Origin of the sequence: Hoeflea sp. 108 (genome assembly GCF_000372965.1) — a bacterium.
In the GTDB taxonomy this organism is placed as follows: Bacteria; Pseudomonadota; Alphaproteobacteria; order Rhizobiales; family Rhizobiaceae; genus Aminobacter.
The window spans coordinates 753790-780201 of the sequence record NZ_KB890024.1 but is presented as its reverse complement, the minus strand read 5'-3'; the positions used below and the strand labels follow the sequence as shown (position 1 = coordinate 780201).

Annotated in this window: 27 protein-coding genes and 1 tRNA gene; 15 read left to right on the top strand and 13 right to left on the bottom strand. The window is 62.7% G+C overall.

The window, feature by feature from the left end; genetic code table 11:
• Window positions 1-143: 143 nt before the first annotated feature.
• The 7 genes from B015_RS0103865 to B015_RS0103835 all read right to left on the bottom strand — a co-directional run bounded on the left by B015_RS0103865 (window position 144) and on the right by B015_RS0103835 (window position 7135).
• Window positions 144-1553: a M20/M25/M40 family metallo-hydrolase gene (locus tag B015_RS0103865; RefSeq protein ID WP_018426347.1), complete on the bottom strand. Its 1410-nt coding sequence runs from the start codon at window positions 1551-1553 to the stop codon at window positions 144-146.
• A gap of 45 nt (window positions 1554-1598) precedes the next feature.
• The gene (locus tag B015_RS30385) at window positions 1599-2921 is read right to left on the bottom strand and encodes an amidohydrolase (RefSeq protein WP_018426346.1); all 1323 of its coding nucleotides are present in this window, start codon (window positions 2919-2921) and stop codon (window positions 1599-1601) included.
• Between the two features lie 14 nt (window positions 2922-2935).
• Complete coding sequence (locus tag B015_RS0103855) at window positions 2936-3997, bottom strand: ABC transporter ATP-binding protein (protein WP_018426345.1); 1062 nt, start codon at window positions 3995-3997, stop codon at window positions 2936-2938.
• 4 nt (window positions 3998-4001) lie between these two features.
• The gene (locus tag B015_RS0103850) at window positions 4002-4793 is read right to left on the bottom strand and encodes an ABC transporter permease (RefSeq protein ID WP_040456004.1); all 792 of its coding nucleotides are present in this window, start codon (window positions 4791-4793) and stop codon (window positions 4002-4004) included.
• Window positions 4790-5614, bottom strand: coding sequence for an ABC transporter permease (locus tag B015_RS0103845; protein ID WP_026226848.1), 825 nt, complete (start codon window positions 5612-5614; stop codon window positions 4790-4792). Before B015_RS0103845 ends, B015_RS0103850 begins: the two co-directional genes overlap by 4 nt.
• Window positions 5615-5814: 200 nt before the next feature.
• Complete coding sequence (locus tag B015_RS0103840) at window positions 5815-6855, bottom strand: ABC transporter substrate-binding protein (protein ID WP_018426342.1); 1041 nt, start codon at window positions 6853-6855, stop codon at window positions 5815-5817.
• A 203-nt stretch (window positions 6856-7058) separates the two neighbouring features.
• Window positions 7059-7135: transfer RNA gene (locus B015_RS0103835), tRNA-Arg, on the bottom strand.
• 366 nt (window positions 7136-7501) lie between these two features.
• Between B015_RS0103835 and B015_RS0103830 the strand changes: the two genes are divergently transcribed.
• Window positions 7502-7834, top strand: a complete 333-nt coding sequence (locus B015_RS0103830; protein WP_018426341.1) for a hypothetical protein — start codon at window positions 7502-7504, stop codon at window positions 7832-7834.
• A 29-nt stretch (window positions 7835-7863) separates the two neighbouring features.
• Here B015_RS0103830 and B015_RS0103825 read toward each other — a convergent pair whose 3' ends face one another.
• Window positions 7864-8850 carry a hypothetical protein gene (locus B015_RS0103825; RefSeq protein ID WP_157632682.1) on the bottom strand — a complete coding sequence of 329 codons (987 nt, stop codon included), beginning with the start codon at window positions 8848-8850 and terminating at the stop codon, window positions 7864-7866.
• Window positions 8851-9558: 708 nt separating this feature from the next.
• Between B015_RS0103825 and B015_RS0103820 the strand changes: the two genes are divergently transcribed.
• The 4 genes from B015_RS0103820 (at window position 9559) to B015_RS0103810 (ending at window position 11873) form a co-directional block, all read left to right on the top strand.
• A complete protein-coding gene (locus B015_RS0103820) occupies window positions 9559-10089 on the top strand; it encodes an antirestriction protein ArdA (RefSeq protein WP_018426339.1) in 531 nt (176 codons plus the stop codon).
• Between the two features lie 200 nt (window positions 10090-10289).
• On the top strand, window positions 10290-10505 hold the full coding sequence (locus B015_RS32445; RefSeq protein ID WP_080758809.1) for a DUF6499 domain-containing protein: 216 nt from the start codon (window positions 10290-10292) through the stop codon (window positions 10503-10505).
• A 46-nt stretch (window positions 10506-10551) separates the two neighbouring features.
• A complete protein-coding gene (locus B015_RS0103815; RefSeq protein WP_018426338.1) occupies window positions 10552-11073 on the top strand; it encodes a DUF2285 domain-containing protein in 522 nt (173 codons plus the stop codon).
• A gap of 266 nt (window positions 11074-11339) precedes the next feature.
• Complete coding sequence (locus tag B015_RS0103810) at window positions 11340-11873, top strand: GNAT family N-acetyltransferase (RefSeq protein WP_034115564.1); 534 nt, start codon at window positions 11340-11342, stop codon at window positions 11871-11873.
• Between the two features lie 127 nt (window positions 11874-12000).
• Here the strand turns inward: B015_RS0103810 and B015_RS0103805 are convergent, their stop codons facing one another.
• Window positions 12001-12288, bottom strand: coding sequence for a DUF2285 domain-containing protein (locus B015_RS0103805; protein ID WP_018426336.1), 288 nt, complete (start codon window positions 12286-12288; stop codon window positions 12001-12003).
• Between the two features lie 461 nt (window positions 12289-12749).
• Between B015_RS0103805 and B015_RS0103800 the strand changes: the two genes are divergently transcribed.
• Together B015_RS0103800 and B015_RS0103795 are read left to right on the top strand one after the other, a co-directional pair.
• Window positions 12750-13019, top strand: a complete 270-nt coding sequence (locus tag B015_RS0103800; RefSeq protein WP_018426335.1) for a helix-turn-helix domain-containing protein — start codon at window positions 12750-12752, stop codon at window positions 13017-13019.
• The gene (locus B015_RS0103795; protein ID WP_018426334.1) at window positions 13020-14183 is read left to right on the top strand and encodes a replication initiator protein A; all 1164 of its coding nucleotides are present in this window, start codon (window positions 13020-13022) and stop codon (window positions 14181-14183) included.
• A gap of 248 nt (window positions 14184-14431) precedes the next feature.
• Here the strand turns inward: B015_RS0103795 and B015_RS0103790 are convergent, their stop codons facing one another.
• On the bottom strand, window positions 14432-15490 hold the full coding sequence (locus tag B015_RS0103790; protein WP_018426333.1) for an IS110 family transposase: 1059 nt from the start codon (window positions 15488-15490) through the stop codon (window positions 14432-14434).
• Between the two features lie 247 nt (window positions 15491-15737).
• On the opposite strand from B015_RS0103790, the gene B015_RS0103785 reads away from it, so the two are divergent.
• The 5 genes from B015_RS0103785 (at window position 15738) to B015_RS34135 (ending at window position 20467) form a co-directional block, all read left to right on the top strand.
• Window positions 15738-16256 (top strand): DUF2840 domain-containing protein, encoded by a 519-nt coding sequence (locus tag B015_RS0103785; RefSeq protein ID WP_018426332.1) that lies wholly within the window; start codon window positions 15738-15740, stop codon window positions 16254-16256.
• Entirely contained in the window at window positions 16253-16798 is a 546-nt protein-coding gene (locus B015_RS0103780) for a S26 family signal peptidase (RefSeq protein ID WP_018426331.1), read from the top strand. Before B015_RS0103785 ends, B015_RS0103780 begins: the two co-directional genes overlap by 4 nt.
• A gap of 36 nt (window positions 16799-16834) precedes the next feature.
• Window positions 16835-17170 (top strand): DUF736 domain-containing protein, encoded by a 336-nt coding sequence (locus B015_RS0103775; RefSeq protein WP_018426330.1) that lies wholly within the window; start codon window positions 16835-16837, stop codon window positions 17168-17170.
• Complete coding sequence (locus B015_RS0103770) at window positions 17167-18099, top strand: lytic transglycosylase domain-containing protein (protein WP_018426329.1); 933 nt, start codon at window positions 17167-17169, stop codon at window positions 18097-18099. Before B015_RS0103775 ends, B015_RS0103770 begins: the two co-directional genes overlap by 4 nt.
• Window positions 18100-18559: 460 nt before the next feature.
• Window positions 18560-20467: a DUF3363 domain-containing protein gene (locus B015_RS34135; protein ID WP_328700484.1), complete on the top strand. Its 1908-nt coding sequence runs from the start codon at window positions 18560-18562 to the stop codon at window positions 20465-20467.
• On the opposite strand, the gene tetR(G) is transcribed toward B015_RS34135, so the two are convergent.
• The gene (gene tetR(G), locus B015_RS0103760) at window positions 20464-21090 is read right to left on the bottom strand and encodes a tetracycline resistance transcriptional repressor TetR(G) (RefSeq protein ID WP_018426327.1); all 627 of its coding nucleotides are present in this window, start codon (window positions 21088-21090) and stop codon (window positions 20464-20466) included. The two genes, B015_RS34135 and tetR(G), sit on opposite strands and share 4 nt — an antisense overlap.
• A gap of 104 nt (window positions 21091-21194) precedes the next feature.
• Between tetR(G) and tet(G) the strand changes: the two genes are divergently transcribed.
• Entirely contained in the window at window positions 21195-22370 is a 1176-nt protein-coding gene (gene tet(G) / locus B015_RS0103755) for a tetracycline efflux MFS transporter Tet(G) (protein WP_018426326.1), read from the top strand.
• A gap of 89 nt (window positions 22371-22459) precedes the next feature.
• Window positions 22460-23377 carry a LysR family transcriptional regulator gene (locus B015_RS0103750; protein WP_018426325.1) on the top strand — a complete coding sequence of 306 codons (918 nt, stop codon included), beginning with the start codon at window positions 22460-22462 and terminating at the stop codon, window positions 23375-23377.
• Window positions 23378-23411: 34 nt separating this feature from the next.
• Here B015_RS0103750 and fabF read toward each other — a convergent pair whose 3' ends face one another.
• Complete coding sequence (fabF, locus tag B015_RS0103745; RefSeq protein WP_026226846.1) at window positions 23412-24674, bottom strand: beta-ketoacyl-ACP synthase II; 1263 nt, start codon at window positions 24672-24674, stop codon at window positions 23412-23414.
• Between the two features lie 4 nt (window positions 24675-24678).
• Complete coding sequence (locus B015_RS0103740) at window positions 24679-25188, bottom strand: helix-turn-helix domain-containing protein (protein ID WP_018426323.1); 510 nt, start codon at window positions 25186-25188, stop codon at window positions 24679-24681.
• A gap of 199 nt (window positions 25189-25387) precedes the next feature.
• On the opposite strand from B015_RS0103740, the gene B015_RS0103735 reads away from it, so the two are divergent.
• Window positions 25388-26347, top strand: coding sequence for a LysR family transcriptional regulator (locus B015_RS0103735; RefSeq protein WP_245262118.1), 960 nt, complete (start codon window positions 25388-25390; stop codon window positions 26345-26347).
• Window positions 26348-26412: the final 65 nt, after the last annotated feature.

Sequence of the window (26412 nt, the reverse complement as noted above, 5' to 3'; positions counted from 1 at the left end):
GAGGCGGAAGCGCTCGAAAGCGCCCTCACCGTCAGGGATATCAGCGCCGCCCCTCATCCTGAGGCGCAAGCCCGTAAACCCCTTCATCCGGTCACGAAAACCATCGGCGGGCGAGCCTCAAAGAACGCGCCCGCCCGGCAACCTCAGCCCTTGTTGTCCGCAAACGCCGCGAGAATCCGCGCCCAGGAACGGATACCCTTACGGAAGCTCGACAGGTCGTATTTCTCGTTCGGGCTGTGGATGCGGTTGTCGAAGCGCGCGAAGCCGATCAGCAGCGAATCCATGCCGAGCTTTTCCTTGAAAGCGGAGACGATCGGGATCGAGCCGCCACTGCCGGCGACGGCCGCCTCGCGCTCCCATTCCTCGGTCAGCGCGCCGAGCGCCTTTCCGAGAAAATCGCCGTCGATCGGCATGACGGTCGCGGCACTTGCGCCGTGGTCGATGAACTCGACCGAGCAATCGGCCGGGATGCGGGCGCGGACGTGGGCGCGGAAGGCGTCGCGGATCTTCTGGGGATCCTGGCCGGCGACGAGGCGGAACGAGATCTTGGACTGCGCCTTGGCCGGGATGACGGTCTTGAAGCCTTCCTCGGTGTAGCCGCCGATGATGCCGTGGATTTCGCAACTCGGGCGCGCCCAGACCTGCTCGAGCACCGAGCGGCCGTTTTCGCCGGCGGGGATCGACAGGCCGATGTCGCCCAGAAAGCCCTTGTCGTCGAAAGGCAGGCGCTGCCACTGCGCCTTGATGGCATCGGGCAGTTCGCGGACACCGTCATAGAAGCCGGCGACAGCCACACCGCCGTCTGATGTCCGCAGGCTGGAGATGATGTCGGACAGCACCTGGAGCGGGTTGCGCGCGGCGTTGCCGTAGATGCCCGAATGCAGGTCGCGGTTGGAGCAGGAGATGACGATCTCCTCCTTCAACACGCCGCGCAGCATGGTGGTGACTGCGGGCGTCTCGGCGTCCCACATGTCGGTGTCGCAGACGAGTACGACGTCGGCCTTGAGCTCGGCGCCGGTCATGTCGAGGAAGGGCGGCAGGCTAGGGCTCGAAATCTCCTCCTCGCCCTCGAACAGCACCGACACCTGGATCGGCAAGCTGCCGGTGATGGCTTTCCACGCGCGGCACGCCTCGACGAAGGTGAGCAACTGGCCCTTGTCGTCGGAGGCGCCACGGGCAACGATGTGGGTCTCGCCGTCGGGCTGAGGCACCAGCTTCGGCTCGAACGGATCGGAGTGCCACAGATTGAGCGGATCGACCGGCTGGACATCGTAGTGGCCGTAGAACAGCACGTGCGGCCCTTTCCCCGTGCGGTCGTGGCCGACCACCATGGGATGTCTCGCGGTCGGACGCACCGAGGCGTCGAACCCCAACGAGCCGAGCTCTTTCGTCAGCCATTCGGCGGCGCGCTTGCAGTCCTCAGCATGCGCAGGATCGGTCGACACGGAAGGGATGCGGATCAGGTCGAAGAGACGCTCCAGGCTGCCGTCAATATTGGCGTCGACATTAGCGAGCACCTTGTCGAGCTGCGCCGAGGCTTCTGATCTGTTCATGATGTTGTCCTTCCCTGTATTTGTCGGACGCTCGTCCGCGGCTGATCAGCCCGCAGCGTCGATACGGGCCATCTCGGCCTTGAAGCTCTGCGCCACCTGCAGGGCGTCGCGCAGCACCTTCTTGCGTTCGAGGCTCAGCACCTCGCGGTCGCGCATCAGCCAGTCGCCGCCCACCATGACGTCCTGCACATCGGTCGGCATGGTGGCGAAGACCAGCGTCGAGTAAATGTCGTAGATCGGTTGCTGGCGCGGTGAGGCCAAGCTGACGCGGATGAGGTCGGCCTGCTTGCCCGGTTCGAGCGAACCGACTTTTGCGTCCAGCCCGAGCACCTTCGCGCCATCGCGGGTTGCCATGCGCACGACGTCGACCGAGGCCATCGGCTTGCGGCTGTGGCCCAGGAGCTTAGCGAACATCGACACCGGGGCGAACTGCGAGAACAGGTCGAGCGTGTTGCCGCTCATCGCGCCATCGGTCGAGATACCCACGGGAATGCCGGCCTTGCGCATCGCTTCAACGGGTGCGATGCCGCGCCCAGCCTTGCCGTTGGAGCGGGCGTTGTGGGCGACGCAGACTTGGGCATGGGCCATGCGCTCGATGTCCGATGCGTCGACATGCAGGCAGTGGGCGCAGATCAGGCCCTTACGCAGGAGTCCCGCTTTCTCCACCACCTCGACCGGTCGCATGCCGTGGGTCTTCTCAGCCCACTCCATCTCCTGGTCGCTCTCGGCAAGATGCATCTGCACGGGCACATCGGGATGATCGTCCGCCCAACGTGCGATGCGCTCCATGGTCGCCATGCCGGTCGAGTAGGGTGCATGCGGCGCGATCGAGGGGATGACTCTGTTGTGGCCGGAAAATTCGGCGACCAGCGCTTCGGTCAGCGCGAAACCCTCATCGACCGACTTGTGATCCGGCGGGTCGAAGTCGGCGATGGTCTGGCCGAGCACGCCGCGGATGCCTGATTGGGCGACGATCCGGGCGACCTCGGCCTCGAAGTAATACATGTCGGCGACCGACGTGACGCCGCCCTCGATCAGTTCGAGCGCCGCCAGGGCCGTGCCGGCACGCACCGCCTCGGGCCGCACGAACTTGCGCTCCAAGGGCAGAATGTAGCGGTAGAGCCGGTCATCGACGTCTTCGCCCAAACCACGGAACAGCGTCATCGCCATGTGGCAATGCGGGTTGACCATACCGGGCATAACGAGATCGCCGTCGGCATCGACGATTTCCGCGCCGGCGATCTCATGGGCATCGCCCCCGCCAACGGCCTTGATGATGTCGCCCTCGACGTGGACCCAGCCCCTGTCGATGACGGGCATGTCCTCGGTGCAGGGCAGTACGGTCGCGTTGGTGATGAGGATGGACATGGTCGCTCCTCGGCTCACTCCGGCTTCAGCACGCAGCACTGGTCGGGCACGGGCACAAGCTTGGCCTGGGCGCCCGGCTCCAGCGGCGCCGACAGCGAGCCGTTGGCGATCAGTTGGCCGGCAGCAGTGTCGGCCTGGTACTGGTAGGCGCGGCCAAGATAGGTGCGCAGACCGAGCGTCGCCGGGATGCCTTCGGCGTTGGCGTCGGTCGAGACGGACAGGCCGTCCGCGCGTGCGGCAAGCACGAACACATCGGGGATCGCGCCGAAGCGCTCCTGCGACAGCTTGAGCTGCGATCCGTCGCCGGTCACCGCCGTTACGGTCGCTCCGTCGCGCGCCGCAACCTTCATCGGCACCAGGTTCTCGAAGCCGACGAAGCGGGCGACGAACGCATTGGCCGGGCGCTGGTACAGCGTCTCGGGCGTATCGAACTGCATGATGCGGCCGGCATTCATGATGGCGACGCGGTCGGAGATCGAGAACGCCTCTTCCTGGTCGTGGGTGACATAGACCGAGGTGGTGCCGTTGGCGCGCTGCAGTTGGCGGATCTCGACGCGCATGTCGACGCGCAGCTTGGCGTCGAGGTTGGACAGCGGCTCATCGAACATCAGGAGCGGCGGCTCGATGACGAGTGCGCGGGCGAGCGCCACGCGCTGCTTCTGGCCGCCCGACAGTGCGCCAGGCAGGCGGTCGGCGAGCTGGGACAGGCCGACGCGTTCTAGCATCGCCTTGGCGCGCTTCTCGCGATCGGCAGGGGCCACACCGCGTTGCTTCAGGCCGAAGCCGACATTGTCGAGCACGCTGAGATGCGGGAACAGCGCGTAGTTCTGGAACACCAGGCCGATGTCGCGCTTGTAGGCGGGCAACCGGGTCAGGTCCTTGTCGCCGAGGCGGATCGAGCCGGAGGTCGGTTCGAGGAAGCCGGCAATGAGGCGCAGCGTCGTCGTCTTGCCACAACCCGAGGCGCCGAGCAGCGAGACGAGCTCGCCTTTGCCGACCGACAGCGACAGGTCCTCCAGCACCTTGGTGGCGCCGTAGTGAGCGGTGAGATTCTGGACAGTAAGTGCCTGGGTCATTGGTCTATTTCGCAAGGAAGGTGAGGCCGAGCGTACGCTCGACGATGGCCATGACTGCGACGGTCAGCAGCATCAGCAGCACCGACACCGACGCGATCGTCGGGTCGAAGAACTGCTCGACATGGGCGAGGATCTGGATCGGCAGCGTCGAAACGCCGGGACCGGTGAGAAACAGCGACGTCGACACGTCGTTGATCGACGTGATGAAAGCCAGGATGAAGGCGGCGATCACACCCGAGCGCACATTGGGCAGCACGATGGTGAAGAACGTCTTCGCCGGCGGGCTGCCGAGGCTGACGGCGGCTTCCTCGATCGAAAAGTCGAAAGAGGCGAGGCTCGCCGAGACGACACGCACGCAATAGGGCAGCACCAGAAGCATGTGGCCGACGAGCAGCGTCAGGAAGATCGGCGTCTGCATGCCCACCGCAACCGACTTCAGCAGCGAGAAGCCAAGCACGATCTCTGGCACCAGGATCGGCAGCACGAAGACTGTCGACAGCCAGGACGGCAGCTTGATGCGATAGCGGTTGAGCGCATAGGCGGCGGGGATGCCGACCAGCAGCGCCAGCCCGGTCGCTAGGAAAGCGAGTTCGAGGCTGGTGATGATGGTGCGCCGGAAGGCGCTGATTTCGAAGATGTTCTCGAACCAGCGCAGTGTCAGGCCCTGCGGCGGGAAGGTCAGGTAGGTGGTGTCGCTGACCGACGCGCCAAGCACGATGATCAGCGGCCCCATCAGGAAGATGTAGACCAGGACGGTGAACAGGATGAGCAGGGGATTGATACGGCTGGTCATCATGTCGCCATCGGGTTGAGACGCCGCGCAACGCGGCTCATGGCAAGAACCACGGTGACAGTGATCACCACCATGATTGCTGCGATTGTGGAGGCGCCGACCCAATCGAACGACACCATGGCACGCTGGTACATCAGCGTGCCCATCACCATCTGGCGCTCGCCACCGAGAAGCTGGGGCGTGGCGTAGGCGGTGAAGGAGCCAGTGAAGACGAGCACGGCACCAACGATGAGACCGGGTACGGCGAGCGGCAGGATGACCTGCCGGAAGGTCGCTGCCGGCGTGGCGCCAAGCGACGACGAGGCCTGGACGACGTCGTCGGGGATGTTCTCCAGCACGCCGACGAGCGTCAGGATCATCAGCGGCACGAACAGATAGACCATGGCGACGATGACCGAGCCCTGGGTGTAGAGCATCGGAAGCGGCTCGGAGACCGCGCCGATGCCGACGAGGAAGTTGTTGAGGATGCCGTTCTTGCCCAGGATGATCAGCCAGGCGAAGGAGCGGACGACGACGCCGGTCAGCAGCGGGAAAACGGCGGCGATGATCAAAAGGCTCTTCAGCTTGCCAGGAGTCTTCGACACCACATAGGCGGTGAGAAAACCGACGACGAGCGAGATGGCGGTCGTTGCCAGCGAGATCTCGATGGTTCGCCAGAGCACGGTGCGGCGGAAGCCGCTGTTGAAGAATGCGATGTAGGGCGCAAAGATGCCGCCGTCCTCGCCGAAGGTCGTAGCAATGGTGGCGGCCACCGGCAGCACCAGGAATACCAGAACCGCCAGCGTTGCAGGCCCGGCGAGCCACCATCCGGCAAAGCGTTTCAGCATGAAGTTCCGATCTCTTCCAGTTTAGCCCGGCGCGCTCCAGACAGGGAGCAGCACTTTCGGGGCTTGCTAGCCTTCATTGCGCGAGAGTGAAAGGCGCAGAATGCCGCAAAGGGCCTGGCAGCGGGCAAAAGGGGCAGAATATTCAGTGATATGCACAAGAACGGGGAAAGGCAGACGCCCTTCCCCGTCGTTTGGTCTTACATACCGAAGACTTCGTTCCAGCGATCAACCCACTCGGTCTTGGCCGTGTTGAGCTTCTCGTAGTCGACCTGCTTCAGCGACGCGATCATGTCGGCGCCATAGGTCCACAGCTTGGCCTGCTCGGGCGTCAGCTCGACAGCCTTGACGACAGGCGCATCAACGCCGTTCTCGGCAGTCTTCTGCTGCACTTCCTTCGACAGCACGAAGTTGATGAACTCGTGTGCGAGTTCAACGTTGGCAGCGCCCTTCGGGATGTTGATGGTGTTCAGCGTGGCGATGGCGCCGTCAGAGAGATTGGCCCATGCGGCGGTCGGCACGGCAGCCTGAATCTGGGCGAGCGTGAAGTCCTGGGCGACAGCAGCCGAGATTTCGCCAGTCGAGAACAGATTCACCAGCTCGGAGCCGGTGTTGTAGTTCTTGACGACGTTGGGCTTCAGCGCCTCGACCGCCTTGAACGCGCCGTCGGTGTCGGCAAACGGGTCGACGCCGGCATGGATGCCAGCAATCATGACGGCCATCGGGCCGGCGGTGGTGGTGATACCCGGCAGCGACAGCGCGCTCTTGAAGTCTTCCTTCCAGAGGTCGTTCCAGGAGGTGACCGGCGTCTTCACCTTGGCAGTGTCGTAGATCACGCCGACGCGGCCAATGGTGTAGGCCGGGCCGAATTCGCCCTGGGGAGCCTTGGCGAGATCATAGAGGCCGTCGAGGTTCGGCACCTTCGACTTGTCGATCGGCTGGAACAGGCCTTCCTTGATGCCGATCTGCGAATAGGCGTCCGTGAAGTAGGCGACGTCGACGCCCTCGCCGTTGCGGATTTTGATCTTGTTCAGGCGGTCGGCGTTGTTGCCGGTCTCGAACACGATCTCGCAGCCGCACTTCTCCTTGAACGGCTTGATGATGTACTCGTCGAGCTTGTCGCCGTTGAAGCCCCACCAGGAGATGGTCAGCGTCTTGCCCTGGGCCAGAGCCGGCGCGGCGACGAGCGTCGTCGCGAGGCCGGCAACGCCAGCCGCGAGGAGGGTGTGAAATCGTGTCATTTGAAGCCTCTGCTGTTTCGACGCCCTGGCGCCGGCAGGGCGCGCGGAGGGACGAGCGAGCCTATTTTCGTGGCAGCTAACGTGCAACTCCAAATGTTGTGCAACGCACATCATTGTTGGTCAAACAACATGCAAAGGGAGAGGCAGCGCAACGCAACAGCCGAAAGCGAGGTTGGCTGGAAAAGAAGCGTCGGGAGAAGAAATGGCGCGCCCGAAAGGATTCGAACCTCTGACCCCCAGATTCGTAGTCTGGTGCTCTATCCAGCTGAGCTACGGGCGCGCAACAGGCCGTTTGGACGGCCAACACGCTCCGGCCGGTCGACCGCAGCGATGGGCGCTACCTAGCGGCTGGATTTGCGAATTGCAAGCGGCCGACAAACTTTTTTGGGGATGTGGCCGGCACCTTCGCGTCAACCGCCGCGCTCGCGGGCATCTGCCGAGAAACCGCGCAGCTACTTGACCGAAATTCCCTACCGGGGCCCGACGGCCTCAGGCACCGGTCTCCGGCAAGGGCATCGTTCCCTCACCCGGCGCCCGCCAACTCCGATAGTGCCAAACATGGAACGGCAGCCAGCTTCAACTGGGTTCGACGCTCGTGTACATCGCTGCCGAGAACACGTCTCACAACCCATAACTGGATGAAATCATGAAACAATTCAGCTTCGCCATTGCCTTGGCGACGGTCGTCCTCGCGTCGGCGCCTGCCAAGGCCGAAGATCTCGTCTTCACGCTCAAGAACGGCACCAAGTCGGTTCTGACGCGCTTCTATACCTCGCCGGTCGGCGTGGAAAGCTGGGAAGGCGACGTGTTCGGCAAGCAGGTGCTCAACCCGGGCGACAGCATCGAGATCACCATCGCCGACGGCCGCGACGTCTGCAAATACGACATGAAGTTCGAATTCGAAGAGGGCTCGGACCTCGACACGACCACCGACACGCAGGACCTCTGCGAGATGGGCTCGTACACGATCCACGAGTAAGCTCGGCGGCCCTCCCCTTCGACAGCCGGTCAGGCAGCCAGGGGGTGAAGATCGGCGGTTTCGCAGGCCTCACGGAAGGCTTGCGAAACCGCAGCCAGTTTAAGCGCCTGCCAGTGGCGGTAGGCACGGACCAGATCGGGCGAGATCCAGCAATCGCCCCGATTGCTTTTGTTCTTCCAGCCCAGGAGGCCAGTCTCCCTCGCCTGCGCGAACAGCCGCGCGGCGTGCGTTCTCGAGAGGCGGTAGCGCTGCGACAGCGCGTTGGGCGACACCTTTCCGACCCAGATCGGCGACATCATGTCCGACGACAGCGACGGCACGGCCTTGATCAGGTCATGCAGCACGCTGCTGCCTGAATCGGAACGCACGAATTTTGCGATGCTTTGTGGCGGCCTGTGCCACTCCTCCTGCGCCAGCAACAACCGCACGAAACGAGGCTGAGCATGGGGCAAAAGCTGCGGCGCCCGACAGGACAAGGCAAAACGCTGCCCGCTGTCGACCAGGTCGAGCGCCCTCAGGTGAATGTCGAAATAGCGCCGGATCAGTTGTTCGCTCATCTCGGTCGCCCGTGAATGCCTGTTGCGGTTGTCCAGGCTCGGCATCGGCACGACAAAACCGTAACGCTTCAACTCCTGCAGAAAGGAGTGGACCGTGTTGCGGCTGGCGATCCGCGTCTCCTTGAGAGCCCCGATCAGATTCTTGGGGGAAATCGGCGGCAACGCCGGATCGCGCTCATGCTCGAAATGCATGGCGACCGTCATCTGACTGAGCAGCCAGCGCTGCAGGTCGGCGACGTAATGGACCTCCCGGGGGAATGCGAGATGCGTCTCGAGCAGATCGCCCGCGGCCAGGGCAAGCCCGTTCAGGAAACCCTGCATCTGGGCCAGGCGGTCAGCAGTATAGGCATGCGGAGCAAAGTCAGAGGCGAAAGAATGCAATAGCGTAACCGGAAATGCTGCAATTTCAAAAAGCTGCCGTTTACGCCGCGGCAGGCATGCCGGCAAGACGATGGGCACCGATATCGCTAGGCCAGCCCCCTCGCGCAATCTTGGCGCGGGCGATGGATATCACGCGTCCCCGGACGGAACTCCAAGTTTCATGGTGTGCGGAAAGTCGCCCGTGGCGGTAGTCCAGTTCCACAGGCGTGCTGCCGCGCCCGAGCACAGCATTGTGGTGGGGGAGGCGCCGCATGCGCTTCAGGGACCAATGGCGAGCCCTGTGCGTAGCTGTGTTCCGGATTGGGAAAAAGAAATGGCGCGCCCCACCGGGTGAAGATGACAACTACGTTTACTCCATAGCCCTATAAATCAGGGACCGAGAATCGACCGGAAACCAATGGTATTACAATGGGTTTCCGGTCGATACGTTTTCACCATGTGTTTCTGCGGACCCGGCGCTAAAGCGCCGGGGCTTTGTCACTGGCGGCTCTCCGGCTCTCTACAGCGCAATGTGGTAGCGCGTTCGCCTCCGGGCCGGCGCGGCTGCCGCCGCGTCTCATCTGATCGTTACGAAGAAAATTGCTAAGGGCGTTGCCCTCGCGCGGCGCAAGAAAACTCTCCGGCCTTTCGCGGCATAAACGGCCCGCTCCCCGCAAGCGGGTCCCCTCCATTTATTCCACGGTGCCAAAGACTTCTCCTGCGCCTTGCTACCCGTGGCTCGCCGCCGGGCAAGGGTTCAGGAGCGGCGCTGCGCTGCTCTGAACCCCAAACCCGAGGATCAGAGACATGACCAACCTTTCCGACAGCAATCCCCGCATCTATGTCGCCTGCCTTGCCGCCTACAATAACGGCTATCTGCATGGGGCTTGGATCGAGGCGGATCAGGACGCGGACGAAATCAGGGACGAGATTGCGGCCATGCTCGCACGGTCCCCCATCGAGCACGCGGAGGAATATGCCATCCATGATTATGAGGGCTTCGAGGGCGTCACGATCAGCGAATATGCCGGCATCGACACCGTGGCACGCATGGGCGCTTTCATCGCCGAGCATGGCGCGCTAGGCGCTGGCCTGCTGGATCAGTGCGACGATGACATGGACCAAGCCGAAACCGCCTTGCGGGACTGCTATCACGGCCAGTTCGCCAGCCTTGCCGACTTCATGGAGGACTTGACCGCTGAAAGCGGCATGGCGATCCCCGAGGCGCTACGCTACTACATTGATTGGAAAGCAATGGCCCGCGACGCTGAAATGAACGGCGAGTTTTTCACAGTCGAAACCGCACATGACGAGGTGCATGTGTTTTCCAGCCAATGAAAGCCGGAGCGTCTTGCCCGCACTTTTGCGGGCGGGCGTCTCGCAGAATCATCGAAATAGTGTTAAGCAGAAAATAACCAAGAATGATCGGGCTGGCCGCTCAAGGTATCTGCTTTGAGCGGCTTCTATATTTCCAGCGATCTTTGAACCTCTAAGGGCTGGGCGCTGCCTTGCGCGCCCCGGCTTTGGGAGGTGACGCCATGCTTAGCATCGACTGGCGTTCGCCGGTGGCATACAGGCATGCGAAGCACATTTCGGCCGCCGGTTTCGCTTGGGAATATCTGCGCCGGAATGACGATTATCGTCAGGAGTTCCAGACCATCGCACTAACCGGAGGACCGTCCGGCCGTGACCTTGAAGCGTTCGCAGATCGCTGGGGGTTGCGATTTCCCGTGCGATCCCGACGCGCCGCATGACCGGCCGCCACCAATCTGGAGTCCGAGCCTTCAACCGCAAGCGGTGATGCTCTCGCCGGTCGAGCATAAGGACGGCGACACCGAACCGATATTGACGCTTGCCCATCTCGCCGGCCTCGATCTGCGCCGCGCTGCCGATGGCTGGCACGGCATCTGGCAGGTGGATGGCGTCGCACATCAATTCTGGCTTCCCGAGCCGGTGCCGGATGCCGCCGCCTTCTATGCCGTCACCCTGCCGATGGATTCCTTTCTGGAGCTTCGCGCACACGCTGCGCGCCGTTTCTGGCGGTCCCTCAACGGCCGCGCACCCGGTCCCGACTTCCGGGCCGTTCCCGCCCAGCTCCGGCAATGGCACACCCTTTCCCTCCGCGCGCTCGACGCCCGCCTACGCGACGAGAGCTATCGCACCGTCGCCGAAGTCCTGCTCGGCTTTCGCGGCACCAAGGAGGATTTCGAGAATGACCCGCGCAAGAACAAGGCCCGCCGTCTGGTTGCGCACGGCATCAAGATGATGTGCGGCGGCTATCGCCTGTTGCTCCACTACCCTATCAAGCCCGGCAAGCGTTGATCGTTAGCGAGCACCGTCTTGTTGCAAGTCGCAAACTTACTGCCAGTTGCAACAAAGAGGTGCGATACGAAAAGAGCCGGAAAGCCAGCCCTCGGGGAAATGTTGCGGACTTTAGAATACCTACGAGGATTTCAGCAAGAATGGAGTGGAGCTAACAGACTGCTTCATGTGTCAAGAACGGCAAGGCGGCTGCTCAACTGAATAACTCGTTGCGCAATCCATGGTTTCGCACGACCATGCCGGAAATTTATTTTGAGGAATGTTCCATGACCTTACTAAAGACGCTGCGTTTGATTCTCAGTCCTTGCGCCCCGGTGGATCGTGTTAACTTCATCCAGCTAGAGCTTGACCCAGAAGTGATGCGGTTTCTTAACAATGGTGCGGTTGATCATGACAGGATCGATTCGACGACCGCGCCATTTCTCATGCCACGAGGAACCGAGCCGAACGTCTGGACAGCGCGACGCAATGCGGATGACGAGTTCGTCGGCTGGTTCTGCTTGTTGCCGAAAGGGAGGGCGTTAGCTGAGATCGGATATCGACTGCGCCGGGAAGCTTGGGGTCAGGGGCTGGCAACTGAAGGAGCTTTGGCTCTTATCGGTTGGGGCTTCGAGGTCGCAGGATATGACAAGATTGTGGCCAATACAATGGCGGTCAACCAAGGGTCGCGCCGTGTAATGGAGAAGATTGGTATGAAACACACGCGGACGGATTTCTTGGATTTTCCCGACCCCATACCCGGCACGGAGCACGGCGAGGTAACGTATGAGTTGACCTGTTCAGAATGGGCCAACAATTGAGGGGCATATCAGCTTTTAGGACGCGTCAAAGCCACTCGAAACGTCAGCGATTAGGTCGATTCCTGTCGGTCAGATATCGTAAAATTCCAAAGCCTGCGAGGTGAAGTAAGCTGAAAACCGCCGATGCTCACGCCTTGTTAGCTGCCGCCTGTTCCAGAATCTTCCTATAGCCCTCATGCGAAAGCCATTGCGCGCGTTCGAGATGGCTTTGCCAGCAACGATAGGTCCGAAGTTCCTCGGCAGCCGGATTGCGGTGAAGCACGATCCGCGCGACTTCTTTCCAGTCCGCGCCCTCGGCCTTGGCATCCAGCAAGCGTAGATAGGTGACGTAGTGCCGTTCGTCATAGACGGTTATAGTGTCGCCGGTCGGCGCTTCGTCATCCACATCGGGATCGAGTTCGACAGGAACCCGCATAGTCATTCCCCGTATCTGAGAGAGCTTGTCTGCGGTGCGCCCCCGCAAACGATTCTCTCTGACTCTTGGTGATCGGGGAGTTAGTAACCGTCACGAAACGGCCCCATGGCCTTTAGCTCGGAAAGCCTGTTGTATACGCCACAGGCTCCCCGACCATAGGTCAAGGAGTTGGTGCCGTTCTGGCTGGCACCGGCCATTCGTGAGGGGTTACTACGCCCCAGAGCAGCGCGTCTGCTCCACCCACAATCTTAGCCGAGCTGCACGCGAATGTCTTTGCCTATTCGGCGCGGCAGGCATCGAGCCGCTGAAATCCCTCACCTATTGGCTGCGCGACGCCCCGAAGGGGGGTGCCGCCAGCGCGTAGGCGCAAATGCGGCACGCTACGCGCCGCCGATGCCTCGCCATGGTTCGCCACAGTCCGCTGCCGCCCCCGGCAGCCCAATCCCGACTGGAGGTGATCCATGCCCAACCCGCTTGCGGGCCTGCCGCCGCGCCTGTTGCGCACCAAGGAAGCCGCGCGCTTCCTCGGCATATCCATCCGCACCCTTGAGAAACATCGCACCTACGGCACCGGCCCGACCTATCGCAAGGTCGGCGGTCGCGTCCTCTACACCGTCCGCGATCTGGAAGACTGGAGCGCGGCCGGCGAGCGCAAATCCACCCGCGACAAGACCGCCGGCACCGTATTTCCCGCGCGTCCGCTCACCCCCGAAGAACGGGGCGACTGCTAGATGCTGCGCGAGGACGATCACGAGCCGGCGTTGCCGGGCGAGGACAGCGAGCGCAGCCGCCTAGACCCCTTCGTGGTTGCAACGGGCGACGCGCCGCCGCGCGACCAGCGCGATTTGATGGAACGGCCGTTCTTCTCGCTGGCGAAGACCCCGCGCACCAAGCCGATTCTCTACAAGACCGCCGACATAGAGGTGCAGGTGTTCGGGATGCCCGAGCACGGCATGGCGACCATATGGGACGCCGATGTGCTGATATGGGCGGCCTCGCAGATCGTCGCGGCCGAGAATGACGGCCTCACCACGTCGCGCTTTGTCCGGTTTACGCCTTACCATCTGTTGCGCGCCATCGGACGCCCGACCGGCAATCACCAATACCGGCTTCTGAAAGCCGCGCTGGCGCGGCTGCAATCGACCGTCATCGCCACCACCATCCGCAACGGCCCGCATTGGCGTCGCCGGCAATTCTCTTGGATCAACGAATGGGAGGAAATGACGACGCGCGCCGGCCGCGTCGAGGGCATGGAGTTCGTCCTGCCCGAATGGTTCTACAACAGCGTCATCGACCGCTCGCTGGTCCTGACAATCGACCCGGCCTATTTCCGGCTGACTGGCGGCATCGAGCGTTGGCTTTACCGCGTCGCCAGAAAGCACGCCGGGCACCAGCGCCACGGCTGGATTTTCGAGGTCGCGCACCTTCACCAGAAATCCGGGAGTCTCGCGCGGCCGTCCGACTTCGCGCTCGACCTGCGCCGGATCGCGGCCCGCCAGCAACTTCCCGGCTACCTGCTCCAGATCGAGCGGGAAGACGGCCGCGAGCTGCTGCGCATCCGCCCCGAAAACCTATCAACAGGCACTGTTGATAACCCTGTTAATGCCATCGGCAGATCAGGCGCACGGGGTATCGGCAGATCAGGCGCACCACTATCGGCAGATCAGGCGCACGAACCGCAGCTAACGCTTTGGCCTGAAAAGCGGAATCCGACCGCTAACTTATCTAACAGAGAATCTTCTTTAACTGTTTCTGTGGGTGTGAAGCACGCGCCCAGTGCCACCCGCGATCATCTTGCCAATGATCGTGCGCGTTCGCAACACGCTGCGAAAGAGCCATCCCGACCTGTCCGTCTTCCGTGGATTCCAGGCATCGAGCCGGAGGACACGCCATGAGCGGATCATCGACATCACCCCGAGCGGCTCACGCTTCTTTCCGTGGTCGATATCAGGATCGCCACAAGCAGGGATCGGAAGGTCGGGCGGCCAAGCTAACTCGCGTCCTCGCTGTCGCAAGGTGCGATGCGGACAAGAGTCTCGACGGTCTCACCCGAACCCTCGTCCCCTCGGGGGACATCTCTCCGCCGCGGCGGAACTCGCAACCTACGTCAGCCGGCATCCATGTGGATGACAGGCAGACGCCCTTAAACAGCGGGTATCGGCCTCTGCGCGATTGCCTGGCCGTCACCCGTTTTCCATATGAAGGTGGTTCCTTCGACCCAGATGCGGTGCATGAGCACGGCCATCCGGCGCGCAAGCGCGGTGACGGCCCGCTTGTGCCCCCGGTTCTTCACCAGCCGCATGCCCCATGCCTTGAGCGACGACCAGCGCTTCACACGGATGAGCAGGATGTGCGCGGCCTCGTAAAGCGCCGCCCGTGCCATCGCATCGCCGCTCTTGGAGACGCGCCCGGTCCAGTCGACCTCGCCAGACTGGTGAGCGCGCGGTGTCAGCCCAAGATGCGCCCCGACCGATTTGGAGCGCCGGAACCGCGAGGGCACGTCGATGGTCGCACGATAGGTCAGCGCCACGATGGGGCCGACGCCGGGAACGGTCATCAGCCGGCGGCACACATCGTCGTCACGGGCGAAGTCCGTCGCCGCCTTTTGCAGGTTGGTATATTCGAGAGCCAAGGCGCGTCTCGCTTTCAGCATCGGGGTGAGCGCCCGCATCAGCATCGCACGATCGCCGGCGAGTTCCAGAACGCGCGCTTCGAAGTTGCGCTTGGAGACCACGCCCATCTTCAGGCCGAAGCTGCGCAGCATGCCTCTGATCGCCAGTTCGATATCCATCAGCTTGCGCACCAGCGTCTGCCTGGCCACCAGCAGGAAGCGCAGTTCCTGCGCGGTCTGCGTCTTCACATGCACGGCGCGGAACCAGCCGGTGCGCATGATGTTGGCGATCCCGCGCGCGTCGTTGCGATCGGTCTTGTTCGGCATCGCCGACAGCGCCGCCTTGGCATGGCGCGTCTCGATGCACACGACCGGCAGACCGGCTTCGGCCATTCCTCCGTAAAGCCATTGCGACGGAGCGCCGGCCTCCAGGCCGATCCGCTTCATCGCCATACCGCATTGCCCGAAGAACGCGACGAGGTCGTCCGGCTCGGAAGCAACTTTCGCCTCCTTCATCCCGGCCCCGTCAGCATCCACGATGCAGATGCTTGTCATCTCAAGGGAAACATCCAGTCCTGCAAAGTAGTCCATCGTCTCTCTCCATTCCGGTTGGTGGTGGACCGGCATGAGCCGGTCAGATCACCGTTCACGGTATGGCAAGAGGCGCTTGCTCCACACGCGACGAGAACAGAAACAGTTACCCCAGCTAACTCTTTTTCTTTGACGCGCGCGAAGGCGAAGCGTGGTGCCGGTTCTGCCGGGAGCGGCGAGCCATGACGCCCGCCGTTGACGCAGCGCACGCGCGCGCACCCCACCAGCACATCGCCGGAGACGCACAATGACCCGCCGCGCCCACCGCAGCGCGCACGGCCGTCCGCTGCCGGACGGACCTGCGCCCTTTACCACATTGGTCGAGCTGACCTTCGAGAAACGCAAGGTCGAGCACTGGATACGCTTCGGCCGCAAGAGCTACGAGCAGATCATCGACCGCCGCCGCAGCGTCGTCGGCTTCGCGCCGGGCAGCGTCTTTGCCTTCGTGCGATGGGCGAGCGGCGAGCACGGCACTGTCGTTTCGCGCATCGACATTGTGCGCGCCATCGGCCGGGGCGAGCCGTTCCAGACATTGCCGTTCGTGCGCCCCGGCGGCGAAATCCTGTTGCGGCTCGATAGCTGGCCGAAGGTGCAGCGCGGTTTTGCCGCCATCGACGCCGTGGAATCGCTCGGCCTCGATCCGGCCGACGCCGCACCGGAGCACTGGCGGCACGTCCATAACCGTTTGACCGCCAATCTGGAGCCGCACGCCTACACGCCCGAGCGACATGCCGCGTGGCTTCACCGCCGAAGGATCGAGCCATGACGCGCCGCCGCACCCTTACGGTGACGGCGCTCGCCGCCATCGGCATCGCCGCCGCCAGCGCCGTCGATTGGCCCGTGAAACTCATCTGGAACGCCACGGCCAGCGCGCCAGTCGGGTTCTACACCGTCGAGCCGGCCGACCGGATCGACGTACCCGAGCTGGTCGCCATCATGCCGCCCGAACCGCTAGCCGCCTTCATGGTCGAGCGCGGCTATATCGCGCGAGGCGTCCCGCTTTTGAAGCGCGTCTTGGGCCTGCCCGGACAGGAGGTTTGTCGCACCGGCCGCACGATCACGGTGGACGGGATCGAGATGGGCGAGGCGCTGGAGCGCGACGGCCTCGGCCGCGATCTGCCCGTCTGGCAGGGCTGCCGCGTGATCGGCGACGACCAGCTTTTCCTCATGAATTGGGAAGTCCGCGACAGCCTCGACGGCCGGTATTTCGGACCCATCCCCGCAGCTTCCGTCATCGGCCGAGCGGTCCCGCTCTGGACCAATGAGGAAGGCGTCGGCCGCTACGAGTGGCGCGCGCCGACCCACTGAAACCACCCCCCGAAAATCAACCGCAGGAGATTTCCCATGGCAGAGATAGGCACCTTCACCCGCACCGAAACCGGCTATGCGGGCGAGCTTCATTCGTTCGGCCTCCACGAAAAGCTGTTCATCGTCCCGGCCAAGCCGAGCGACGTGAAGAACGCGCCCGACTATCGCGTGCGCCTCGATAGCGAGGACGGCCCGGACGCCGGCCCCGCATGGAAAGACTCCAGCGAGAACGCTGGCGAGTTCGTGTCGATGCGTTTGGAGGGGCCAATCTTCCCGTCCCCGATCCGCGCCAAACTGTTCCAGTCGAACGACGATCCTTCGGTCTGGACCCTGCGTTGGAAGCACGCGCGGAAGATCGAGGATGAGGAATGACGGCCGCGCGCGTCCGGCCCGCCATCCGGTCAAAGATCGGCATCCCTTTGTTCGCGAAAAAACCGTCTCATCCCTCCGTCCCGCTCGGCGACCAGACGGCCGGCGCGCGCAGCGAAGGTCAGGGGCGGCCATCGGCCGGCGCTTGCGCCTTGCCCTTGACCGCAGCGAGCACGCTGGCAGGCTGCCGTTGTTGCGGAGACAGGCCGGCATGGCATTATGCCGTCCTGCTGCTGGCCGGCGCGCTTTCCGTCTGCGCCGGATCGGGCGTCGCGGTCGCGCAATCCGTGCCGGTCGAGCGCCCGGCCGCCGCCCATCCTTACGCGGCGCACATCGCCGAGGCGTCGCAGCGTTTCGGCATCCCCGAGCACTGGATTCGCGCCGTGCTGCGCGCCGAGAGCGCGGGCGACGTGCGCGCGATTTCGTCGGCCGGGGCAATGGGATTGATGCAGGTGATGCCCGTGACATGGGCGGAACTGCGCGATCGCTATGGCCTCGGCCGCGATCCCTACGACCCCCGCGACAACATCTTGGCGGGCACCGCCTATCTGCGCGAAATGTTCGACCGCTACGGCAATGTCGCGGCGATGCTGGCGGCCTACAATGCCGGTCCCGGCCGCTATGACGAATACCTTGCGACCGGCCGCACGCTGCCGGCCGAAACGCGGGCGTATATCGCCGCGCTAGCGCCGATCCTCGGCGGCGCGGCTGCAACCGAACCGCCGTCATCGGCACCGCCACCGCCGCCCGATTGGCGCGAGGCACCGCTGTTCGTCATGCGTCCGGGCGACGCGCGGGCTGTCGCCGCGCCGCCGCCCGACGCACAATCCGGCGACGGCCGCGCGACCGTTCCGGCGCGCGATCCTGCCGGTGCGGAGCCGCAGGGCGACAGCATTTTCGTCGCCGACGCGAGCGGTTCGGGAACGCCATGAGGACGGCGTTCCCGCGCTCGGCGGCGCTCATTCCGGTGTCCAGTCGGGCAGGTTTTCGCCCGGCAGGCTTCCCGGCAGGAGGGGCAGAAAAGGCAGAAAGGGCGGAGGGCAAGATTAAAGAAGACGGCACCATATCGGGCCGCTTCTGGAAATTATTGTTGTCTGCACACTGGTTAGGTGGCCGGTTCCGGCACCATGGTTTTGAGGGGCCGCGTGCCGCGATTTTGCGCAAAGCCTTGGCTTTGCTGGGTTTCGAGCGGCACCATAGGCGCAGATCGGCCGGTTTCCGGGGGTTTTGGCCGGAGTCGCATCCTTGAGCGCCGACGACGAAAACCGCTTCCGTCCGAAGCCCGGCCGCATCCGATCCGACACGCCGAAGGCCGGCAAGACCAAGAGCTTTTTCACGCAGGTCAAGAAGATCACCCGGCAGCATCAGGCGGCAGCCTCCCGCGATCCTTCCATGCCGTCATCCGCCCGCCCGTCATCGCCGGGCCGGTCCCGTGCCGAGGTCGCCAGCGGCAAGGGCGTGAAGCGCGGCCGGGGCGCGAGCTTCGTGCGCGCTCGCAATATCTCCGGCCATTGGCATCATCGCCAGTCGGGCAGCCGCCGCGTGATCGTCAAGCAGCGCAGCGTCAGGGCCGCGTGGAAGGGCGGCCGTGCCCGCGCGCATCTGCGCTATGTCCAGCGTGACGGAACCTCACGCGTCGGCGAGCGCGGCCGGCTCTATTCGGCGACCGAGGACCGCGCCGATGGCGACGCCTTCCTTGATCGCGGCAAGGACGACCGCCACCAATTCAGATTCATCGTCTCGCCCGAGGACGGCGCGGAGCTATCGGACCTCACGGCCTACACCCGCGATTTCATGAAACAGGTGGAAGCCGACCTCGGCACGAAACTCGATTGGGTTGCCGTCAATCACTACAACACCGGCCATCCTCATGTGCATATCATCGTCAACGGCCGCGACGATACGGGCGTGGATCTAGTCATTAACGGCGACTACCTTTCCGCCGGCCTGCGCGAACGCGCCAGCGAGCTTGCCAGTCTGGAACTCGGCCCCGTCACCGAGATCGAGCAGACCCGCAAGCTGTCGGCCGAAATCGACCAAGATCGTTTCACCCGGATCGACCGCGCCATGACCGAGGAAGCCGATGCCCGTTTCCTCGACTTGCGCCATGAACCGGCAGAGCCGAGGCGGCAGTTCGAGCGGACGCTACGCCTGCGCCGTCTCGGCAAGCTGGAGAAGATGGGGCTGGCGACCGAGCACGCGCCCGCCGTTTGGGAATTGAGCAAGGACATGGAGCCAGCCCTGCGCGAGCTAGGCGAGCGCGGCGACATTATCCGCACCATGCAGAAGGCGCTCGGCCCGCAGGGCGGCGAACGCGATCCCATGAGCTTCCAAATCCATGACGGAGCGCCCGAGACGCCCATCATCGGCAGCGTCGTGGACAAGCACCTGTCCGACGAGTTGGGGGAGAACCTGACCGTTGTGGTGGACGGGATCGACGGCCGCACCCACCACATCGCGGGCATCGCGCCCGAGCGGCTGGAGGACGCCCGCATCGGCAGCGTCATCCAGATCGGCCCGGCCGAGGCAGCACCCCGGCCGTCCGACCGCACCATCACCGCCATCGCCGAGGACGGTATCTATCGGCCGAGCCGTCATCTGGAGCAGGCGAAATTCGAGGGCCGTGTTCCGGGCGGCGACTACGAGGGCTATGTCGATGCTCATGTGCGCCGGCTGGAGGCGTTACGCCGCGCCGGAATCGTCGAGCGCATCGACGCCGACCAGTGGCGCATTCCCGAAGATTTCGAGAGCCGCGCCGCCGCCTATGATGCCGGCCGCGACCGGCAGGCCAGCGTTCGCGTCGTCTCTCCCGTCAATCTGGACAGGCAGATCGGATCGGACGGCGCGACCTGGCTGGACCGGCGGCTGATCCATGGCGAGACGGCCGGCCCTGCGCCGACCGGCTTCGGCCAGCAGGTGCGCGAGGCGATGGAGCAGCGCCGCGAGCATCATGTCGAGCAGCGCGACGCCAGCCGAGCGCGGGACGGTCGCATCTTCTATCGGCGCAACCTTCTCGCTACGCTGCGCGAACGCGAGGTTGCTCGCATCGGCGCGGAGATGGCCGAGGGCAAGGGGTTGCCGTTCCGTGCCGCTACGGACGGCGAGAACGTCAGCGGCAAGTTCACCGGGACTGTTCAGCTAACGAGCGGCAAGTTCGCCGTGGTGGAAAAGAGCCATGAGTTCACGCTTGTCCCGTGGCGGCCGGTCATCGACCGCCAGCTCGGCCGCGAGGTCGCGGGTATCATGCAGGGCGGTTCGGTGTCGTGGCAGTTGGGGCGGCAAAGGGGCATAAGCCTCTAATCTGTTGTAGATGAACGCAGCCGCTCGAAACCCGCGATGAGGCTGTTGAGTCCGAAGTTGAACGCAGCATCCATGCCGTCTGTTTCCAACTCGTGAAACAGATCGTGCAGGAAGGACGACGGTGCTTGCTCGGACACATCTGGCCTGTCCGGAACTCTCTCATCGGCATCAGATGCCTGCTGCTCGAGAACGGAACCGACCACATAGTGACTGACCGCCCGGAGCGCCCAAACAGCGTGCTTCGGACCAAAGCCCGCCGCGCAGAGAAAGCGTATTTGTGTCTCGGCAGCGCCAAAATTCGGTTCTGTCGGTCGAGTGCCGGCATGGATGCGCGCCCCGTCGCGATAATAGAGCAACGCCGTTCTGAAACTCTGGGCGTTCTCTTTCAGGAATAGCCGCCAGTCTTCGTTCTCTTCGGGTAGCGAGCGGGTGTGGCGTTCCGTCAGCATTGCCTCGGCCAGTGCGTCAAGCAGCGCGCGCTTGTTCTGGAAATGCCAGTAAAGCGCAGGCTGCTGAACCTTGAGGCGTTCAGCGAGCTTTCGCGTCGTCAGGTTGTCCATGCCAACCTCGTTCAGCAGCTCCAGCGCCGCTGCGATCACGGTGCCCTTGTCCAGTTTGGTCATTCACGTTCCTTCGCCAACGCTTGACAATTTATCACCGATAAGTTCTATGTCTATGTCCTTATCATTGATAAAGTCGCTCGCATTGAGCGGCGCTGGAGTTTCAGGTGCGCAGCTCTGCCATCATCGCCCTGCTGATCGTCAGTCTCGACGCCATGGGACTCGGCCTCATCATGCCGGTCCTTCCGACGCTTCTGCGCGAGCTTGTGCCGGCGGAGCAGGTCGCTGGTCACTATGGTGCCTTGCTGTCACTCTATGCGTTGATGCAGGTCATCTTCGCGCCCGTGCTTGGACAATTTTCAGATGCTTACGGTCGGCGTCCGGTGCTTCTGGCTTCCCTTGCGGGAGCCGCAGTCGATTACACGATTATGGCATCAGCGCCGGTCTTATGGGTGCTCTATATCGGCCGGCTCGTCTCCGGCATCACGGGCGCAACCGGAGCTGTAGCTGCCTCAACCATTGCGGATTCGACTGGGGAAGGTTCTCGCGCACGCTGGTTCGGCTACATGGGGGCCTGTTATGGGGCAGGCATGATTGCCGGGCCAGCACTTGGTGGTATGCTCGGTGGTATTTCTGCCCATACTCCGTTTATCGCCGCTGCCCTTCTCAACGGCTTCGCGTTCCTGCTTGCCTGCATTTTTCTCAAGGAGACTCATCGCAGCCATGGCGGGACCGGAAAGCCGGTTCGCATCAAACCATTCGTTCTGTTCCGGCTGGATGATACATTGCGCGGGCTAGCTGCGCTTTTCGCAGTTTTCTTCATCATTCAACTGATCGGCCAAGTGCCTGCGGCTCTATGGGTCATCTATGGCGAGGACCGTTTTCAGTGGGACACCACGACTGTTGGTTTGTCGCTTGCGGCGTTTGGAGCAACACATGCGATCTTCCAAGCGTTTGTTACCGGCCCGCTTTCAGGCCGGCTTGGAGAGCGGCGTACGCTACTCTTTGGCATGGCTGCGGATGCGACTGGCTTCATTCTTCTGGCTTTTGCCACGCAGGGATGGATGGTGTTCCCGATTTTGTTGCTGCTTGCCGCCGGAGGTGTTGGCATGCCGGCCTTGCAGGCAATGCTCTCAAACAATGTCAGCAGTAACAAGCAAGGAGCTTTACAGGGAACGCTTACAAGCCTCACCAATCTAAGCTCTATCGCGGGACCGCTTGGCTTCACGGCACTCTATTCTGCTACCATAGGAGCATGGAACGGTTGGGTTTGGATTGTCGGCGCGATTCTCTATTTAATATGTCTGCCAATACTACGCAGACCTTTCGCAACTTCATTGTGATTGAGTCATGGCGAATTGGTATGCGTAGACTTACGAGGAATGACGGATTAAATCCGTTGAGCCATCATCTCCTCTCGGGGCGAGTGCCGATGATGACCTTAGTTCACACTCTCGCCGTCGCCGAATATCTGAACTTCCGCCACGCCGCCAATGCGCTCGGCGTGGCGCAATCCAGCGTCAGCGCCCGCGTGAAGGCGCTGGAAGAAGACCTTGGCATCGTTCTGTTCGAGCGCCATGCGCGGGGTGTTCGGTTGACCGAGGCGGGACGCCACTTCGTCGAGCGGATAGCCGCAGGCATCGACCAACTCGACCATGCGGTGAAGACCGCCGGCATGGCGGCAGCCGGAGAAAGCGGCCGGCTTCGCATCGGTATCCATGCCCTGATCCCTCGCAGCTTCCTCGCAAAGCTGATCGGCCAATACCGCGAAGACCACCCCGGCGTTGAAGTCGAAATGACCGAAGGTACGGCCCGCGATGCGGTCATGCAGCTTCGCGCCGACCGGCTGGACGTGGTGTTCGTGGCCGGCACGCCCGAGCTGCCCGACTGCCATTCCCGCCACATATGGACCGAACCGCTCGTGGCGGTGTTACCGGAGCGGCATCCGTTCGCCGAGCGGTCGGCCGTTACATGGGCCGATCTGGCGGGCGAGACGTTTCTTGTTCGGCATGGCGGCACTGGCCCGCAAGTTCATAGCCATATCGTGCTGCGCCATGCCGGACTCTGGCCCGCGCCGTCGATCCTGCGCTTCGACGTGGGGCGCGGCGCGCTGCTGTCCATGGTCGGACAGGGCTTCGGTATCACCATCGTCAGTGCGGCCACGGCGCTGTTGCCGTCAACCGGCATTGTCTTCTTGCCCTTCGCCGACGAGCCGGAGCCGGTCGCCTTCTCGGCTGTCTGGTCGCCGTCCAACCGCAGCGCGGCGCTTCGTAACCTGCTCAGTCTCGCCAACGACATGGGCCGGCAGGTCTGCACGAATTCGGTACTGCCACGGATAGCGAGGGCGTGAGCCGAAGTGGTCGCGGAAGCACCGTCCGGGACTGTTATTGCCATCGCCGGAAAGCGACACTTGCATTAACGCCGCCAAAGCCGAATCCGTTGGAAATGGCATGTTCCATGAGAATGGGCCGCGCAGATTGGTGAACTAGGTCGATACCTGCGGCAACAGGATCGGGGTTTTCTAAGTTTCTCGTGGGGGGAGCGATTTGATCCCGTAGGGCGAGTATCGTGAAGATTGCCTCAATACCACCTGCGGCACCAAGTAGGTGCCCCGTCGCCGATTTCGTGGCGCTTACGGCCACATCATGATTGCCAAACACGGATTTTATCGCGGCAATTTCTCCTCGATCTCCTACGGGGGTGGAGGTCGAATGAGCGTTCAAATGTTGAATATCGATTGCCTTCAACCCGGCACTCTGGAGTGCAATTTCCATCGCACGGGCCGCGCCTCGGCCGTCCTCTGGACCGGCAGTCATATGATGTGCATCGGCGCTTGTGCCGTATCCCACCAATTCCGCTATGGGCTTGGCACCCCGAGCGAGGGCATGTTCTAATTCTTCTATGACGATCAGACCCGCCCCTTCAGACATTACGAAACCATCGCGCTCGGTGTCGAACGGCCTCGACGCCAGTTCCGGGGTAGTATTGTAGCCGGTGGATAGTGCTCGCGCGGCGGCAAATGCCCCGAGACTAACCTTGTCAATACAAGCTTCTGCTCCGCCGCACAGAGCGATATCCGCCTCGTTGGAGCGTATCAGCCGCGCGGCGTCGCCGATGGCCTGAACGCTGGCAGCGCAGGCGGTTACAGGCGTGCCAATTGGGCCTGTAAATCCATACCTAATGGTAGCCTGTCCTGCCGCGAGGTTGGCGAGGAACGATGGCACGGTAAAGGGTGAGAGCCTCCGTGCTCCCCGTGTATCCGTTATGCGAACTGCCGAAGCGATTGCAGGAAACCCGCCTATACCAGAGGCGATAATTGTCGCCGTGCGCTCACGTTCGTAGTCGCTTGTGGGATGCCATCCCGCCGTTTCAAGAGCCTCCTTCGCGGCCGCAAGTGCAAACAGAATGAAGCGATCCATTTTTCGTTGATCCTTTGCGTCAACGATCAAATCGGGATCGAAACCGGCTTCGGAATCTTCAATCTGGCTAGGAACGATTCCCCCGATTTTCACCGGCAGATCGTTGGAGATTTCATCGGGCAAACTCCTAATTCCCGATTTCCCGTCAAGGAGTCTTTTCCAGCTTATTTCAGCCCCGGAACCAAGGGGGCCGACTAAACCCATGCCGGTCACAACAATTCGACGCATTGGATTATTCCGCTCCTTTTTCTGAGCTTATCCGCTTCACGCGGTTTATGACGCGCATCGTTTCTTCCGTTGCCGCTGGGCCTGCTAGAAGAACCGTGTTTTCAGGAGTGATTTTTTCTCCAGTATCCGCATCGACTATGATGGCGTTTCGTTCCCTACCGGTTGCTCTGTCGCCAAGGCGCATGGCTATTTCATTGGGCGCAAGGTTCCGGTTTCCCCATGCAAACAGGGCGATTGCTACCGGATAGAAATCTCGCCCCTTGTCGGTAAGGACGTATTCAAATCGAGGCGGATGATCATTGTATCGTTGCCTTTCAAACAACCCTTCGGCTGTGAGATGTTTCAATCGCCTCGCCAAAATGTTCGCGGAAATACCGAGATTCTTCTCGAATTCATCGAATTTGCTCAACCCTTGGAAGGCGTCCCGCAGGATCAGGATGCTCCACCAGTCACCGACGCTTTCCAGCGCTCGGGCTGCGGGACACTCTAATGACAGAAAGCTTGTTCGTTGCATGACACATCCATAATGGTGTAACTTCCATCATGCAAGTCACTTGTGCGTAGTAGGCGACATAGAGGGAGGGGGCAATCCAATGCGTCATTCTAAGGAAGCCAAGCAACTGCGTCCGCTACGGCGTGCAATGAAGGACTGTAGTGGCATTTGAGCGATGCGACGGCGGCGATCAGCACCGATGAATGGTTGCCCATGGGGCGTGCCGACCACGCTCGGCTCGCGCATCCCCCTCGCATCGCTGATCCAGACGCTTGCCGTCGCTGAGTATCTGAACTTCCGCCACGCGGCCAATGCGCTCGGCGTAGCGCAATCCAGCGTCAGCGCCCGCGTGAAGGCGCTGGAAGAAGACCTTGGCGTCCTCCTGTTCGAGCGTCACGCGCGCGGCGTCCGACTGACCGAGGCCGGACACCACTTCGTCGAGCGGATAGCGGCAGGCGTCGATCAACTGGACCATGCGGTGAAGACGGCTGGCGTGGCGGCGGCGGGAGAATGTGGCCGCTTGCGCATCGGTGTCCATGCCCTGATTCCGGGTAGCTTCCCCGCCGAGCTGATCGGGCAGTATCGGGAAGACCATCCCGGCATCGAGGTTGAGATTGCCGAGGGCACGGCACGCGATGCGGTCATGCAGCTTCGCGCCAACCGACTGGACGTGGCGTTCGTAGCGGGTGCGCCCGAACTGCCGGACTGCCATTCCCGGCGCATATGGACCGAAACATTGATGGCCGTATTGCCGGAGGGGCATTGCCTTGCTGGACAGCAGGCAATTACTTGGGCCGATCTGACGGGCGAAACGTTCCTTGTTCGTCATGGTGGCACCGGTCCGCAGGTTCACGATCATATCGTGATGCGCTTTGCCGGGCGCTGGCCTTCGCCGTCAATCCAGCGTTTCGATGTGGGGCGCGGCACTCTGTTATCCATGGTTGGACAGGGCTTTGGCATCACCCTCGCCGGAGCGGCCACGGCGCTATTGCCAACAACCGGCATCGTCTTCCTGCCCTTTGCCGATGAGCCAGAGCCGGTCGCCTTTACCGCCGTCTGGTCGCCATTCAGCCGCAGCGCCGCGTTGAAAAACCTGCTCAACCTTGCAAACAATATAAGGCGTTTCGGCGATTCGCCCGGCCAGTTGCGCAGCGGCGATCACCCGGCCGGGTGTCGGTGAAGGCAACCCGTCCTATTTGCCGCCGATAGTATCCGGCAGCCCTCCGGCAGCCTCTTTCCTGTTGC

What these genes read in the sequence shown, in the direction of transcription:
- B015_RS0103865 (WP_018426347.1), bottom strand. Translation starts at nt 1,553, where the DNA reads ATGAACAGATCAGAAGCCTCGGCGCAGCTCGACAAGGTGCTCGCTAAT.
- B015_RS30385 (WP_018426346.1), bottom strand. Translation starts at nt 2,921, where the DNA reads ATGTCCATCCTCATCACCAACGCGACCGTACTGCCCTGCACCGAGGAC.
- B015_RS0103855 (WP_018426345.1), bottom strand. Translation starts at nt 3,997, where the DNA reads ATGACCCAGGCACTTACTGTCCAGAATCTCACCGCTCACTACGGCGCC.
- B015_RS0103850 (WP_040456004.1), bottom strand. Translation starts at nt 4,793, where the DNA reads ATGATGACCAGCCGTATCAATCCCCTGCTCATCCTGTTCACCGTCCTG.
- B015_RS0103840 (WP_018426342.1), bottom strand. Translation starts at nt 6,855, where the DNA reads ATGACACGATTTCACACCCTCCTCGCGGCTGGCGTTGCCGGCCTCGCG.
- B015_RS0103830 (WP_018426341.1), top strand. Translation starts at nt 7,502, where the DNA reads ATGAAACAATTCAGCTTCGCCATTGCCTTGGCGACGGTCGTCCTCGCG.
- B015_RS0103820 (WP_018426339.1), top strand. Translation starts at nt 9,559, where the DNA reads ATGACCAACCTTTCCGACAGCAATCCCCGCATCTATGTCGCCTGCCTT.
- B015_RS32445 (WP_080758809.1), top strand. Translation starts at nt 10,290, where the DNA reads ATGCTTAGCATCGACTGGCGTTCGCCGGTGGCATACAGGCATGCGAAG.
- B015_RS0103815 (WP_018426338.1), top strand. Translation starts at nt 10,552, where the DNA reads ATGCTCTCGCCGGTCGAGCATAAGGACGGCGACACCGAACCGATATTG.
- B015_RS0103810 (WP_034115564.1), top strand. Translation starts at nt 11,340, where the DNA reads ATGACCTTACTAAAGACGCTGCGTTTGATTCTCAGTCCTTGCGCCCCG.
- B015_RS0103805 (WP_018426336.1), bottom strand. Translation starts at nt 12,288, where the DNA reads ATGCGGGTTCCTGTCGAACTCGATCCCGATGTGGATGACGAAGCGCCG.
- B015_RS0103800 (WP_018426335.1), top strand. Translation starts at nt 12,750, where the DNA reads ATGCCCAACCCGCTTGCGGGCCTGCCGCCGCGCCTGTTGCGCACCAAG.
- B015_RS0103795 (WP_018426334.1), top strand. Translation starts at nt 13,020, where the DNA reads ATGCTGCGCGAGGACGATCACGAGCCGGCGTTGCCGGGCGAGGACAGC.
- B015_RS0103790 (WP_018426333.1), bottom strand. Translation starts at nt 15,490, where the DNA reads ATGGACTACTTTGCAGGACTGGATGTTTCCCTTGAGATGACAAGCATC.
- B015_RS0103785 (WP_018426332.1), top strand. Translation starts at nt 15,738, where the DNA reads ATGACCCGCCGCGCCCACCGCAGCGCGCACGGCCGTCCGCTGCCGGAC.
- B015_RS0103780 (WP_018426331.1), top strand. Translation starts at nt 16,253, where the DNA reads ATGACGCGCCGCCGCACCCTTACGGTGACGGCGCTCGCCGCCATCGGC.
- B015_RS0103775 (WP_018426330.1), top strand. Translation starts at nt 16,835, where the DNA reads ATGGCAGAGATAGGCACCTTCACCCGCACCGAAACCGGCTATGCGGGC.
- B015_RS0103770 (WP_018426329.1), top strand. Translation starts at nt 17,167, where the DNA reads ATGACGGCCGCGCGCGTCCGGCCCGCCATCCGGTCAAAGATCGGCATC.
- B015_RS34135 (WP_328700484.1), top strand. Translation starts at nt 18,560, where the DNA reads ATGCCGTCATCCGCCCGCCCGTCATCGCCGGGCCGGTCCCGTGCCGAG.
- B015_RS0103750 (WP_018426325.1), top strand. Translation starts at nt 22,460, where the DNA reads ATGATGACCTTAGTTCACACTCTCGCCGTCGCCGAATATCTGAACTTC.
- fabF (WP_026226846.1), bottom strand. Translation starts at nt 24,674, where the DNA reads ATGCGTCGAATTGTTGTGACCGGCATGGGTTTAGTCGGCCCCCTTGGT.
- B015_RS0103740 (WP_018426323.1), bottom strand. Translation starts at nt 25,188, where the DNA reads ATGCAACGAACAAGCTTTCTGTCATTAGAGTGTCCCGCAGCCCGAGCG.